Origin of the sequence: Xanthomonas sp. A1809 (assembly GCF_017746015.1) — a bacterium.
GTDB lineage: Bacteria > Pseudomonadota > Gammaproteobacteria > Xanthomonadales > Xanthomonadaceae > Xanthomonas > Xanthomonas euvesicatoria.
Genome location: NZ_JAGHWZ010000010.1, coordinates 128,750 through 142,614, shown reverse-complemented (window position 1 = coordinate 142,614; position 13,865 = coordinate 128,750). Strand labels below are relative to the sequence as shown.

General features: G+C 65.5%; 13 protein-coding genes. 1 reads left to right on the top strand and 12 read right to left on the bottom strand.

Features of this window, described 5'->3' with window-relative positions; all coding sequences use genetic code 11:
* Positions 1 to 114: 114 nt before the first annotated feature.
* The 5 genes from folK to J7396_RS14930 form a co-directional block, all read right to left on the bottom strand.
* Positions 115 to 630, bottom strand: coding sequence for a 2-amino-4-hydroxy-6-hydroxymethyldihydropteridine diphosphokinase (gene folK / locus J7396_RS14950; RefSeq protein WP_071117859.1), 516 nt, complete (start codon positions 628 to 630; stop codon positions 115 to 117).
* Between the two features lie 90 nt (positions 631 to 720).
* Positions 721 to 2,223, bottom strand: coding sequence for a response regulator (locus J7396_RS14945; RefSeq protein WP_011346356.1), 1,503 nt, complete (start codon positions 2,221 to 2,223; stop codon positions 721 to 723).
* A 3-nt stretch (positions 2,224 to 2,226) separates the two neighbouring features.
* Positions 2,227 to 2,667: a response regulator gene (locus J7396_RS14940; RefSeq protein ID WP_003482689.1), complete on the bottom strand. Its 441-nt coding sequence runs from the start codon at positions 2,665 to 2,667 to the stop codon at positions 2,227 to 2,229.
* Positions 2,664 to 4,475, bottom strand: a complete 1,812-nt coding sequence (locus J7396_RS14935; protein ID WP_008572116.1) for an ATP-binding protein — start codon at positions 4,473 to 4,475, stop codon at positions 2,664 to 2,666. The genes J7396_RS14940 and J7396_RS14935 overlap by 4 nt, the downstream gene beginning before the upstream one ends.
* 281 nt (positions 4,476 to 4,756) lie before the next feature.
* Positions 4,757 to 5,128 carry a BON domain-containing protein gene (locus tag J7396_RS14930; protein ID WP_008572114.1) on the bottom strand — a complete coding sequence of 124 codons (372 nt, stop codon included), beginning with the start codon at positions 5,126 to 5,128 and terminating at the stop codon, positions 4,757 to 4,759.
* A gap of 150 nt (positions 5,129 to 5,278) precedes the next feature.
* On the opposite strand from J7396_RS14930, the gene J7396_RS14925 reads away from it, so the two are divergent.
* Entirely contained in the window at positions 5,279 to 6,334 is a 1,056-nt protein-coding gene (locus tag J7396_RS14925; protein WP_071117861.1) for an oxidoreductase, read from the top strand.
* A gap of 75 nt (positions 6,335 to 6,409) precedes the next feature.
* On the opposite strand, the gene gnd is transcribed toward J7396_RS14925, so the two are convergent.
* The 7 genes from gnd to J7396_RS14890 all read right to left on the bottom strand — a co-directional run bounded on the left by gnd (position 6,410) and on the right by J7396_RS14890 (position 13,800).
* On the bottom strand, positions 6,410 to 7,351 hold the full coding sequence (gene gnd, locus J7396_RS14920; RefSeq protein WP_011346352.1) for a phosphogluconate dehydrogenase (NAD(+)-dependent, decarboxylating): 942 nt from the start codon (positions 7,349 to 7,351) through the stop codon (positions 6,410 to 6,412).
* 20 nt (positions 7,352 to 7,371) lie between these two features.
* Entirely contained in the window at positions 7,372 to 8,715 is a 1,344-nt protein-coding gene (locus tag J7396_RS14915; protein ID WP_209261724.1) for a hypothetical protein, read from the bottom strand.
* A 163-nt stretch (positions 8,716 to 8,878) separates the two neighbouring features.
* Positions 8,879 to 9,259: a glycine zipper 2TM domain-containing protein gene (locus tag J7396_RS14910; RefSeq protein WP_008572108.1), complete on the bottom strand. Its 381-nt coding sequence runs from the start codon at positions 9,257 to 9,259 to the stop codon at positions 8,879 to 8,881.
* Between the two features lie 124 nt (positions 9,260 to 9,383).
* The gene (locus J7396_RS14905; protein ID WP_008572106.1) at positions 9,384 to 10,142 is read right to left on the bottom strand and encodes a DUF2242 domain-containing protein; all 759 of its coding nucleotides are present in this window, start codon (positions 10,140 to 10,142) and stop codon (positions 9,384 to 9,386) included.
* Positions 10,143 to 10,216: 74 nt separating this feature from the next.
* Positions 10,217 to 11,281 carry a DNA methyltransferase gene (locus tag J7396_RS14900; protein WP_071117862.1) on the bottom strand — a complete coding sequence of 355 codons (1,065 nt, stop codon included), beginning with the start codon at positions 11,279 to 11,281 and terminating at the stop codon, positions 10,217 to 10,219.
* A complete protein-coding gene (locus J7396_RS14895) occupies positions 11,274 to 12,374 on the bottom strand; it encodes a hypothetical protein (RefSeq protein ID WP_071117863.1) in 1,101 nt (366 codons plus the stop codon). Before J7396_RS14895 ends, J7396_RS14900 begins: the two co-directional genes overlap by 8 nt.
* A 22-nt stretch (positions 12,375 to 12,396) precedes the next feature.
* A complete protein-coding gene (locus J7396_RS14890) occupies positions 12,397 to 13,800 on the bottom strand; it encodes a nicotinate phosphoribosyltransferase (RefSeq protein WP_008577908.1) in 1,404 nt (467 codons plus the stop codon).
* Positions 13,801 to 13,865: the final 65 nt, after the last annotated feature.

Genomic DNA, 13,865 nt, shown 5'->3' with positions numbered 1-13,865 from the left:
GCACGTGCGCCCGGTTGCCACCTCGCCGAATGCGGCATTGCCGGACGGTTGCACACGTCCTTGCGCTACGTGCGCGCGTGCTCGGCCGCGCTCAACCGCGCTGCCAGAACAGCACTATTGCGTGACGCTCAACTGCGGCGCAGCCGCATCCAGCTCCACCGTGGCAAACGCGCTGCCGTACTGCGGGTGCGCCTGCCACAGGGCTGCCAACGCCTGCCCGCTCAGCGGGTCGACGAAGTCCGGCGCGATGTCGGCCAGCGGTTTGAGCACGAATGCGTGCTTGAGCTCGGGCCGCGGGATGCGCAGATGCCCGGGGCCTTCGACGATACGGTCGCCAAAGAACACCACGTCCAGATCCAGGGTGCGGTCGCTGAAACGCGGGCCGCTGCGATCGCGCCCATGCGCATCTTCCAGTGCATGCAGCCAGTGATCCAGCGCGTCCAGCTCCAGATCGGTCTGCAAGACCACCGCGTTGTTGACGAAGTCCGGCCCTTCGAAGCCCACCGCAGGCGTGCGGTACGCGGGTGACACGACGATCTGGCCAAAGCGTGCGCGCAGGGCGGCGACAGCCAGGCGCAGGTAGTGGGTCGGCTGGACGTTGCTGCCGAGGCTGAGAAGCACGGTGGTCATACGTTATTCGCGCATGCGGCCGGCACGGACGTCAACTGTTGCAATCGCGTTGCACCCATCGACATGCGCCGGGTGCGCGCAGACGTGGTGTCAGGCCACTTCCAGCGCATGCGAAACGGCGCGGAACACCCGGCGCATTTCCAGCGGCTTGCGCAGCACATGCACTGGCAGATCCGACGGAAAATGCGCACGCTGCAACGGCGCACCGACATCTTCCAGCACGATCGCCGGGCCCTGGTACCCCAGCTCCTGCATGCTCAGCAGCACGCTCACGGCCGAGAGCAGGATGATGTCGCTGTCGATGATCACCAGGTCCGGCATCGCGTGCTGCTGCACCAGCTGCAGCGCCGCGGCGCCATCGCTGGCCAGCTGCGGCTGATAGCCCTGGCTGGAGAGCGCATTGCCCAGCAGCGATAGGCGCGTTGCCTCGCCATCCACCAGCAAAATGCGCTGCCCATGGCCAAGCGGAAGCGGCAGTTCGGCTTCGGTCACCGCCGCCGACACCGCACGCATCGGCACGATCATGTCAAAGCGCGTCCCTTCGCCCAGCCGGCTATCGACCACGATGCTGCCACCATAGCTTTCGATGATGCGCTTGCACGAAATCAGTCCCAACCCGGTGCCATCGGCCTTGGTGGTGAAGAAAGGACTGAACAGGCGCGCGCGGGTTTCATCGCTCATGCCCACGCCGGTGTCGGCCACGCTCATGCGCACGCGCGAGGCATCGTAGCGATCGGCTGCCAGGATCAGTCTGCCGCCCTCGGGCATCGCCTGGATCGCGTTCAAGCCAAGGTTGAGCAGGCATTGCTGCAATTCGGTGTAGTTGGCCTCGATGGTCAGATCCGCAGCGATGGTGTCCATCTGCAGGCGTACCCCATCGGGCAGGCTGCTCTTGAGCAGCATCTGCACTGCCTGGAACAGGTTGGCGATGGACACCTGCTCGCGCGGCTTGTTGGAACCGCGCACGAACGACAGCATCGACTCGGCCATCTCATGCCCGCGCCGGCCGCATTCGGCCACCACGTTGGCCAGCTGACGCAGCTGCGGGTCGTCGGTGCGCCCGGCCAGCAGGTCGGGCACGATCAACAACGGTTGCAGGATATTGCGCAGGTCGTGGCTCAGACCGGCCGCCAGCATCGCCAGGCTTTCCAGGCGCTGCGCGCGCATCAGTTCGCTTTCCACGCGCTGGCGTTCCAGATCCGCGCGTGCTTCGCGGATCGCGCGGATCACCGCGCTCGGCAAACGCGTCGGGTTGTGCTTGATGATGTAGTCGTTGGCACCATCCTGCAGCGCCTTGACCGCGGTCTCCTCACCCATGGTGCCGGAGACGAAGATGAAGGGCGTGGCGCCGTTCTGGCGCACCAGGCGCAGCGCCTGGTGGCCGGAAAAGCCCGGCATGCTCAGGTCCGACAGCACGATGTCCGGCTGGAAGTCGTCCAGCGCGGCGCGCAGCGACGGCTCGCTGTCCACGCGCTCGAATGCCGCATCCAGTCCGGCCTCGAGCAACTGATCGGACAACAGCTCGGCGTCTTCCGGTGAATCTTCCACCAGAAGGATCTTCAGCTGCTCCAGGTTGCCCCCCTCATGCGGCATGGTTCAGTCCAGCTCCGGTGCCTGGTTGATGACCGCCCAGAAGGTACCGAGCGTCTTGACCGCGTTGAAGAACTGATCCACGTCCACCGGCTTGACCACATAGGCATTCACGCCCAGGTCCCAGCTGCGGGCCAGATCGCTTTCTTCGCGCGAGGACGACAGGATCACCACCGGCAGGCGCTTGAGCGTTTCGTCGCTGCGCACCTGCTTGAGCACTTCCAGCCCGTCCAGGCGCGGCATCTTGATGTCCAGCAGCAGCACGGCCGGCAGGCCTTCCTCGCGGTCGGCGAACATGCCACGGCGCAGCAGGTAGTCCATGGCTTCCACGCCGTCTTCGACGTGCACGATGGGATTGGCGAGGCGGGCTTCGCGCAAGGCGTCGACCGCCATCTCCGCATCGGCCGGGCTGTCTTCTGCCAGAAGAATGGTACGGATGGCGGTCATGCAATGAACTCTTGGTTGGGCGCTTCAAGCGCAGGAGGTAACACGAAATAAAACGTGGCGCCCTCGTCGACGACGCCTTCGGCCCACACCCGGCCGCCGTGACGCGTCAACACGCGCCGCACGCTGGCCAGGCCGATGCCGGTACCAGCGTATTCGCTGGCCTTGTGCAAACGTTGGAACACACCGAACAATTTTCCGCTGTATTCCATATCGAAACCGGCGCCGTTGTCGCGCACGCTGAACTGGTGGCCGCCGTCGGACATCGGCGTATAGCTGACCTCGATTTTGGCCACCTCGCGCTTGGCGCTGTACTTGACCGCATTGCCGAGCAGGTTCATCCACAGCTGGCGCATCATGTTTTCGTCGGCAACCAGTACCGGCAGCGGCGCGATATGCCATTCCACCCGGTGGCCGGTGTTCTCGCTCTGCACGTTGGAATCCAGGATCGCACGCGTTTCGGCCACCAGCGATTGCATGTCCACCGCCTGCAGGCGCAGCGCACCGCGGCCCAGGCGCGAATACACCAGCAGATCGTCGATCAGCGAGGCCATGCGCCGCGCCGAGCTGCTGATCACCTCCATGTAATGGCGCGACTTCTCGTCGGCCGCATCGCCCAGATGGCGCGCCAGCTTGTCGGAGAACCCGGCCACGTGCCGCAGCGGTGCGCGCAGATCGTGCGAGACCGAGTAGCTGAAGGCTTCCAGCTCGCGATTGACTTCCGAGACCTGCTCCACCTTGCCTTCCATCTGCCGGTTGAGCTCCTGGATACGCAACTGCGCGGCCTTCTGCAGGCTGATGTCGCTCACCGTCATCAGCACCACGTCTTCGTCTGTGCTGTCGGGCAGCGGCATGCGGCGTGCATTGATCAACATGGTGCGCAGCACGCCGTCGGCGGCGCGCTGCTCGTGTTCGAAATCCCACAACTCGCGTCCACGCAACAACACGTCCGCCAGCCGTTGATGGATCTGCGCATCGCGCCAGACGCCATCGCCCACCTCTTCCAGCGGCATCAATTCGTTGCCGCGCTCTTCCAGGCCATACAGGTCGGCGAAGGCCGGGTTATGCAGCACGATGCGCTGGCTGGCATCCAGAAGCACGATCGGCTCGCGCACGGTTTGCAGCACCGAGCTGGCGCGCCCGTTGGCGCGCAGGTATTCCTGCTCGGCCGCCAGCCGGCGGCGGATCTGCCGCTGCAGCAGCCAGGTCACCGTGCCCAGCAACAGCAACTGCACCGCCAGCGCCGCCCAGCTCAGCACCGCGTAATGCATGCGCTCGGTTGCGGCGCGCGCATTGCGCAGCGCCAGCAACCGGCCTTCGGCGCTCTGCAGGTCGTCGATCAGCACACGGATCGGGTTGTTCAGGGTCATGTCGTTGATCAGCGCGCGTATCTGCTCCGGCGCAGTGGTCACCGCAATGCGCTCGGCCAACAGCAGACGCCGTTCGATGGTGCTCTGGATGCGCCCCATGCGTACTTGCTGGGCGGGGTTGTCCTTGGTCAGTTCGATCAGTCGCTGCACGGCGGCCAGCGATTCGCGCCGGCCGCGGCGCATACGCTCGTTCAGCGCCTCGCGCTCCACGCCATGCGAGCGCATCAGCGCCGCCGATTCGGTATCGCGCATCGCCGCCTCCAGGCGCTGCGCGGTCTCCTGCACTTCCTGGCTATGCGACACCCAGGACGCGGCCTGGTTGGCGTTGCGGGCCATCTGCTGCAGCAACAAGGAGGGCACCACCACAATCAGGAACACGGCGGCCGCCAACAGAGGCAGGCGCCAGCGATCCCACTTGTCTGCTTGGACCGTTGTTTGCATTGCTGGACCGAATTGCACTCGCTGCAGGGCCAAGGGCTGACCGGCATTGTCTCCGATCACGCAGCTTGCCAGATTAATGATTCAGAGAAATCAGGTCAGTCTGTGACATAGCTGAATGGGCATAGCATACGTGCAGCATGCGTGAAAATGGCGCGAGCGCCCTGCCAGCTGTCGGCTTGCCGGCCGGTTCATCAAAAACAAAAAAGGCGCACTCCGTGGAGTGCGCCTGGTGCTCGGGTCGCCGCCTCGCCTCGGCGGCCCGGCATTCGCAGCAGCTGCGCTTACTTCTTCGCAGCGGTGACCTTCAGGCCGGTCGACTTGACGCTCTTGACGCCCTCGATGCCCTTGGCAACGGCAACGGCCTTGTCATGCTCGGCCTGGGTGGCAACCGCGCCGGTCAGGGTCACGATGCCGTTCTTGGTCTCGACCTTCACGTCGGTACCCGAGACATTGTCGGTCGCCAGCAGGTCGGCCTTGACCTTGGTGGTGATCCAGGTGTCGGTGACCGGCTTCTTGGACTCGTTCATGCCGGCAGCGTGGTCCTTGTGGTCGGCATGTTCCTGCGGTGCCGCAAATGCCTGCGACGCGCCGAGGGTCAGACCGAGCGACAGCGACAGAGCCAGCAGCTTGCGTGCATGCGTCATGTTCTTCATACCAAGCACCTCCTGTTGAATGTGGGCGCAGCTTGCGGTGGCGCTCGTCGAGCAGACGTGACCGTTGCATGCAGAGGTTGTGAACCCTGCGCACACGGGCAGGTGCAATACCATGCGGGCTCCCTCCGTCGTTGCGATGAACCGTTTTCAATGCCTAAACTGTTCAATCTGGCCGTCGTCGGCTATGGCTATGTCGGCCGCACCTTTCATGCACCGCTGATCGCAAGCACCCCCGGCCTGCAGTTGCACAGCGTGGTGTCGTCCAAGCCGCAACAGCCACAGGCCGACTTTCCCGGCGTCACCGTGGTGGCCGATCTGGACAGTGCGCTGGCCGATCCGGCACTGGATGCCGTGGTGCTGGCCACCCCGAACCACACCCATGCATCCTTCGCGCTGAAAGCCCTGGCCGCCGGCAAGCATGTGCTGGTGGACAAGCCGTTTGCATTGGATGCGGCGCAAGCGCAGCAGATGGTCGATGCCGCCGATGCGGCGGGATGCATCATCAGCGTGTTCCAGAATCGCCGCTGGGATGCGGACTTTCTCACCGTGCGCCGGCTGATCGAAGAAGGCCAGCTGGGCGAGGTGGTGGAATTTCATTCGCACTTCGACCGCTATCGCCCGCAGGTGCGCGACCGTTGGCGCGAGAGCGACAGCCCCGGTGCCGGACTGTGGTACGACCTGGGCCCGCATCTGCTCGATCAGGCAATGCAGTTGTTCGGTATGCCGCAGGGCATTGGCGCGGATCTGCAACGTCAGCGCGACCAGGCGCGCAGCGTGGATTATTTCCACGTCACCCTGCACTACCCTCGGCTGCGCGTGATTCTGCACGCGGGATCGCTGGTGGCCGATGGCAGCCTGCGCTTCGCCGTGCATGGCACGCGCGGCAGTTATCTCAAGCACGGCCTGGATACGCAGGAAGACCAGCTGCGCGCCGGCCGTCGCCCCGGCACGGTCGGCTGGGGCGTGGACCCGTTACCGGGCACGCTCACCCGCGTCGATGACGAAGGCCGCGTCCACACCCATCAGCCCGACAACCTGCCGGGCGACTATCGGCAGTGCTACGCCGCCTTTCGCGACGCGCTGGCAGGCACCGGCACAGCGCCGGTCAGCAGCAGCGATGCGGTGCAACTGATGCGGTTGGTGGACCTTGCGCAACGCAGCGCTGCGGACGGCCGAGTGCAGTGGCTGGATGCCGCGCGCGGTTGATCACGCTGCAACGGTTTTGCACTTCCAACAGCGCGCGCCGTAGTCCCGGCGCGCACCGTGGTTGCATCCAAGTCCTTACGCGTCCTTGCTACCGATAGTCGGCGCTGCCGGGGTGGTGGTCATCACCGCGTGGCCGCCGAATTGGTTGCGCATCGCTGCGAGCAGTTTGTCGGTAAACGAATCCTTGTCGCGCGAGCGCAGCCGTTCCATCAGCGACAACGTGATGACCGGTGCCGAGACTTCCAGATCAATCGCTTCGGCAACCGTCCAGCGGCCCTCGCCCGAATCGGCCACGAACGGCGCGATGCCGGCCATGGTCGGGTTATGCGTCAACGCATCGGCCGTCAGGTCCAGCAACCACGAACGCACCACGCTGCCATCGCGCCAGATTTCGGCAACCTGGTGCAGATCCAGCGCAAAATCGGCCTTGTGCTGCATCAGCGCGAAGCCTTCCGCATAGGCCTGCATCATTCCGTATTCGATGCCGTTGTGGACCATCTTGGTGAAGTGGCCTGCACCGCTCGGGCCAACCCGCCCCCAGCCCTTGTCCGGCGCCGGTGCGAGCGTTGCCAGGATCGGATGCAAGGCCGTCACCGCCGCTTCGTCGCCACCCACCATCAAGCTATAGCCTTCCTGCAGACCCCAGATGCCGCCGCTGGTGCCGCAATCGACAAAGGCAATGCCGCTGTCCTGCAGCAACGCCGCGCGCCGCTGCGAATCCTTGTAGTACGAATTGCCGCCATCGATGACGATGTCGCCGGCCTGCAGCAGGGGCAGCAGCTGCGCCAGCGTGTCATCGACGATCTTGCCGGCCGGGACCATCAGCCACACCACGCGCGGGCTCGGCAGTGCCGACACCAACGCTGCCAGCGCATCGGCGGTGACGATGCCCTTGGCTTGCGCGCTGGTGCGCGCGTTCGCGCCCGGATCGTAGCCATGCACGCGATGCCCGCCATTGACCAGGCGCTCGGCCATGTTGGCGCCCATGCGGCCCAGTCCCACCATACCCAGTTCCATAATCGCTCCTCATGATCTGATCAGTGCAGGGTGCCACGCTCGGCGTACGCTGGCGTGGCGGAATTCTCAATGGATTGTTCCGCGACGGTGGCGGCGCTGCACTGCTGCAGCTGCCAGTCGATCCATCGCCAGTACAAGGTGGTGCGCAGATTGTGCAAGGTCAGGTCGATGGCGTACGGCGTGCGCGGGTTACGGTCGAGCAGGCGTGCCACGTGGTAGCCGATCGGCTTGGTGCCCTTGGGGTGCACATAAACCCAAAAGCCTTGGTAGAACGGGTCGTCCAGCAGCGCCTGCAACTGCTGCAGCTGGGTCTGCTGCTGCGGGTCGAGCGTGGCGCGCAGCGCTGCATCACGCTCGTAAAGCAGACGCTCGAAGCGGCGCTTGCCTGGCCCGCGCAACTGTTTGGCCAGCTCCCAGATCTGCCGGTTGCGCGCGTCGTAGTACGCAAAGCCACCGTGCCGCGCCAGCGCCTGCGCGGCTGCATCGCTGACATCCACCACCACGAAATTCTCGGCCTGATTGTGGATGTCATCCAGATAGGACTTATCGAACACATGCGCGATGAAGCCTGGTGCGCCCACGAACGCCTGCCGCCCGAGCTGTGAGGTTTTCACCGCCTTGCCGTCGGCAAAGAAGTCGCCGGCATGCGCACCGAGCAGGATGCTGTCGGTATCGTGCAAGGTCAGGAACGTGCCGATCGACAATTCGCCAGGCGTAAATACGTCATCGAACCCGGCATCGCCGAACAATTCGCGCTGGGTGGCGAGCTGAGCCACTTGTCGGCCCACGCCGCACTCGGAACGCACCTGGCCGCGATAGAACGCATCCAGCGCCCGCGCATTGCTGCCGCGCGGCTGATATCCGCGACCGAAACTGCGAAAACCGCTCCAGCCCTGCGCCGCTGCGCCACGCCAGCCGAATCCGACCCAACCCAGCTGCAGCGCCGAGAAGCGGTAGCGCGGGTTGTTCTGCAATTGCGTGACCGCGCGGCGGGTGGCTGCACCGAGTTCGAACGCGTAGGCGCAGTGCGTGGCTGCATCGTCCAGCACAGCGGTGAGCGCTGCGCCGCGCTGGTGCGTGTTCCAATCGGCTGGAAGCGTCAGGTGCAGATCGCCGGAGGCCTGCGCCTGCGCAAGCGTGCCGCGCGTACACGGTTCACCACGCTTTAGTACAGGTTCGCTCACTGCGGCGCGTTGGATGGTCCAGCCCAGCCGTCGCAGCAGTGCTTCCAGGCACTCTGCGCTGGCAGCACGTGCGGTCTGGCTCGGTGCAGCATCGGCGACCTGCAGCAGCTGCCCCGCCAGCAAACCGCTTGCACATGCCAGCGCGGCAAGCCGGCGCAGGCGCGCATGCCGCGGCGGCATCGGCGCCGATGGTGCGCGCGATGACGAACTGCCATGCGCGTGGACAACACTCATCGATGGCATACGCAATGAATCGTCGGCACGACGCCACTCTCAAACGTAGCAAGCCCCGGCATGGCCGGGGCTTGCAGGACTCAACTCAGACCAATCGCCGCACCGAACTTCAGCGACGTTCGCAGACGCGCTCGACTTGGCGGTTGCCGTTGGCCTGCTGGCGATTGCCCTGAATGGTGCGGCCTGCCGCGCCACCCGCCACTGCACCTGCCACGGTCGCCAGCTTCTTGCCGTTACCGCCGCCAACCTGGTTGCCCAACAGGCCACCGATTGCAGCGCCGGCCAGCGTACCGCCGATGCGGTTCGGGTCGGTCGAGTTCTTTTGCACTTCGACATTGCGGCAGCGCACGCGGGTGCCGTCATTGAACCTGCGACCTTCGTCCGCTTCCGTATAGCGCTGCTGATGCGCGTAGTTTTGAGCCTGTGCGAAAGTGCTCGTCGCCATCAGGCCGATCAGGGACATACCCAGCAGGGAGGTGCGCATTTTCATCGTTGTTCTCCACGTTTCTCGCCCGCTCGGCGAGGCATGGGCGCACTCTGGCCGCTGGGTCGAGAACACAACGTGAAGCGCGCAGTCGCTATTCAGGCTTTGGAGCGGAGCGTGAACCGCGCCATCACGGCTGCGTGGCAGGCTCGGTTTGCGGCACCTTCGCCGGTGCCGGTGGGGGGTCTTGCGCTTCGACGGGCAACGGCGCAACCGGAGGCTGTGCAACCGTGGTGGGAGCCGCAGCAGGAGCTGCCGACGTCGTGGTGGTTGCGGCAGGCGCGGCCGCAGCTGCCGGCGCTGGTGTGGCTGCAGGTGCAGGTGCGGGCGCTGCACTCACCGCAGCAGGTGCCGCTTCGGTGACCTTGGGAAGATACGAATTCAGGCGTTCGAAAAAGCGCTTGTAGAAAGCCGCATCCTGCACCGTGGTGCTGGATACGCGCACCAGCGAATCGCCGCTGCTGCCGACCGGCAACGATAACGAGCCCAGCACGCCGACGCCCACGCTGGCCGAGGTGGAGCTCTTTTTCAGTGCGTAACGGTCCTGCAACGCACTGACGAAGACCTGCGCCTTGCCGCCGTCCTGGCTGGCGCAGGAAATGCGCAGATTGAGTTGTTCGCTCTGGTCTGCTTCCTTGAGCTGGAAGTTCTTGCTGCCTTCCACCGCGGCGGCATCTGCGCGTGTGACGGCGTAGCCCTGACTCAACAGCACACGCCGCGCCGCCTCGCAGGCTTGCGGCGAACTGGCCGCCACGCTGCGCGAATAGGTGTCATCGGAATTGAACGACTCGCGCATCAGCATCGTGTCGCCCTTGCTGCCGCCGCAGCCAGCCAGGGTTGCCAGCGCGCCAAGCAGTGCGCCGCGCGCGATCAGGGAAGAACAAGACATAGGGAGATTCCGGCATCCAAAACCGGCACAGAGCATAGCGGCAACCCGTGTGCGCGCGGCGTCGCGCTGCCGGGTCAGGGCAACGGCGGTTCATCCACTGGCAATTGCAGGTCTACCTGCAGGCGGCGGCCATCGGCGCCGATGCGCTCGGCACGCAGGTAGTGGTGCGCACGCACCACCGCCAGTGCCACCGGCGCCCGGCACGGTTCGCCCCACAGGCTCAACGCGAAGCCCTGCTGCTGCAGCCAGAGGGTGAGGCGGTCCCACAGCGCTTGTTCGCCACGCAGCATCAGGTCCAGATCGGCCGGGCCTTCGGGCACCGAGGTCGGCGACGCCAGCCAGCGCGCGTAGCTGCCATGCACCACGACCGGCAGGCCCTGTGCCTGCACCGCCTGCAGCAATTGCGCAGCCTGCTGCAGATCCAGCCGGGCACGACAATGCTGAAAAATCAGTGCGTATTCGTGGCTGCGATCGCTCTGTGTCTTGGCATGCGCCAGCGTTGCGGCCGGACGCCGATAGCACAGCACTCGCTCTTCGCGCAGGGTGAACAGGCTGGCCAGGATGCGGCCCAGATCCCAGGCCTGCGGAATCACGCGGCCGCCGACCACCACGTTCTGCACCATCGCCACGCCCACGCCGTCCGGCCGCATCTGCTTGCGCAGCGCATGGAAGACCGCGCGCATGCCGGTCAGATAGCTGGCGTAATCGCTGCTCGCATAAAGCTGCCCGGGCAGCACGTCGCCATGCCAGTGGCAGCCGAAATACGGCACGTTGGTCAGACACAGGTCGATCGGGGCCGCAGGCGCGATATCGGCCAGGCTGCCGACCACCACCGGCGCCGCCACCGCATGCCGCGCCAGACGCGTTCGTGCCAACTGCGCACGTGCCGCATCGATTTCCATGCCATGCGCGTTGCGGCCTTCCAGCGCGGCCGCCAGCAAGGTGCTGCCAAAGCCGCAGAACGGGTCGAACACCTGCTCGCCCGGCCGGCTGAAATGGCGCACAAACGGGCGCATCTGATTGACCCAGCCACAATCGCGCCCGCTCAGCGGGTCGACCGCGCGCAGATCGTCGGGCAGCGCCCAGGCGGCCTCGTCCGGGGCCGGCATCCACCAGCTGCGCCGATCGAACTCATCCATCGGTGGGCTCCCACAGCACATCGGCCTCCGGATCCCAGCCCGCACAGAGACGGCCGTTGGCGAAGAACACCAGCTTGTACAGATCGCCGGTCGCGTGGCGCGCATGCATCGCGGCGTAGTCGGCGCTTTCGAAGACCACCTGCAAGCCCGTCTGATCGCGCAGCCGCACATTCCAGAAGTAATAGCCTTCGGTCAGGCCATCGGGTTGCCAGCGCGACCACCAGGGCTGCTGCATGCACTCCTCCAGCAGTGTGTCCACGCCGACGCGGTGCTCGCCGATGTAGCGCAGCGTGCCGTTGCTGCGATAGGCATCGTCCAACCGCGACAATTCCCGAAAGATCACCTGGCTGGCGCCGCAGCTGCGCGCCCACGCGATGTACTGCGCAACGGCGTCGGCATTGTCCACGCCACCGCGCTGCACGATGCAGACCAGTCGCAGCGGCAGCCGTGCTGCCAGCCGCCGTGCCGTCTGTACGAAGGTCGCCACATCGGCGATCGGCTCGTCGGGGCGGAAACGCATGATCGCGTCGTTGCGCTCCTGCAGCCGATGGTGACGCGACAGCTCGACCCACGACAGCCCGAACGCGACCAGCGCCTCGATCAAGCGCGCACCGTGCGCACGCGCCAGCCCGGCACCGTTGCTGTACAGCACGCGCTGCTCGACGCGCGGGCCATTGGGCGTGGTTGCCAGGGTCCGCAGCAAGGTCTGCAACCACGCCGCATCGTCGGTCATTTCCAGACCGGACAACGAATACGACAACGGCACATCGCGCAGCAACTGCAAGACAGCGCTCAGCTGCTGGAAATACGCAGGCCCGGGTCGCAACGTCGCTGCCGCACGACCGCCGCCGTGCTGCCGCAGATTTTCCGAACAGAACCCGCAGCGCGCCGAACACGGCCGCACCGAGGCATACGGGGTAAAGGTGATCGGCAACGCTGCGCGATAGGTGCGCGCGCCGATGCGCAGCGCATGCCAGCGGCTGGCCTCGTCCTGCAGCGGCACGCGCCGCTGCAGGTGGGGTGCTGCGGCGCGCAGGCGCGCCAACAGCGCCGAAGCAGGCAACAAGGAGATGTCGTCGATGGAAGCGTGCATGGCGAACCCTGCGCGCCGCGCGTCAGCGACGTGCGGCGTTGGCACGCGCGCGCACCTGCTCCAGCGTCCACTCCTGTTGCGACACGCCGTTTTCCCACACCGTCACCAGCGCGTCTTCGCTGTCGGGGTAGGCGTCCATCTCATCGAGCAAGGCGCTGCGGTAGCTGCCATCGTTGCGGTTGCGCAGCAAGGTCAGGCGGCCGCGCTTGCTCTGCTTGCCTTGGTCGGTGATCGGGTCCTTGTAGACATCGACCCACCGGCCGTCCACGCGCACCGCCGAGCACTTCAACGCAAACTTCTGCGTGTCGCGGTCCACCTTCTGCAGCAACGCACCGCCCATACCGAAGGCGACATTGTCGGCGGCGTAGCCGGCGGCGGTGATGCGCTCCAAAATCGCGCGTAGCGAGGTGGGATTGATGCCATCGCCCTGGATCACCCGCACATGGTTGAGCACCTTGTAGCCCTTGCCATTGACCTGATGGCCGAACGCTTCGTCCAGCAACAGCAGGCACTGCTCGACCACATCCACCGGGTCGCCCGAATCCGGACGAATCACCACCGTTGCGCCGGAGGCGATCACTTCCTCGCGCAAGGTGGTACCCCAATGCTCGGCAATGGCGCGGTAGATGTCGTAGCTGTCCGACACCACCGCCACGATCGAACCCGGACGCGCGAACTGCTTCAGCATGTTGCGATACGCATCCACCTCGCGCTCGCGGCCCCAGCTGGTGATGGTGCTGTGCTCGGCAGCGGGAATCGAATACCCGGCCACCGGCGTGTGGTAATGCGCACGCGCCAGCAGCAACGCCGACAAGGTGTCGGTGCCGAGAAAGTTCACCAGATGCGCGGCACCGCCCAACGCGGCCGAGCCAAGACTGGACACGCCACGCGCGCCAAAATCGTGCAGCTTGAAAGGCAACTGCCCTTCCGGATCGTCGCTGGTGCGCTCCAGGTAGCCGCGCACGATCTGCTTCACCTGCCAGCTCACCGTGGCCACCGTCACCGGGTACCACACGCGCAGCAACAAGGTTTCCAGATACGACGGCACCCAGAACGCCTTGGCGTCGGTGGACTCGATGGTCATCAACACGTTGTGCGTTGGCACCACGGCGCCCTCGGGCACCGCGCGGATGCGGATCGGCAACTGACCGCCAAGCCGGTCGACGATATCGCGCCAGCCGGCTTCGTTGAACGGCTCGCCATGCGCGGCCAGCAACGCTTTTGCATCGTCGATGTCGGCGTGCGTCACCGGCCGGTTGATCGCTTCCTTCAGGATCGACTGCAGGCCGAAGAACACGGTCTGCTCGTAAAGTCCGCCGCGTGATTCGACATAGAAAAACGACGCGTCGGTGCCGGGCGGATATTGCAGCCAGTGGCTGGCCTTGTAGCTATCGGTGTTGAGCAGCAGGTTATCGAGGTAATGCATGACGGAAGCTCCTTCGCGTCGAATGAACCGGCGGTCTGTCCGCCGGCGGGAGGTCACGGTTCAAG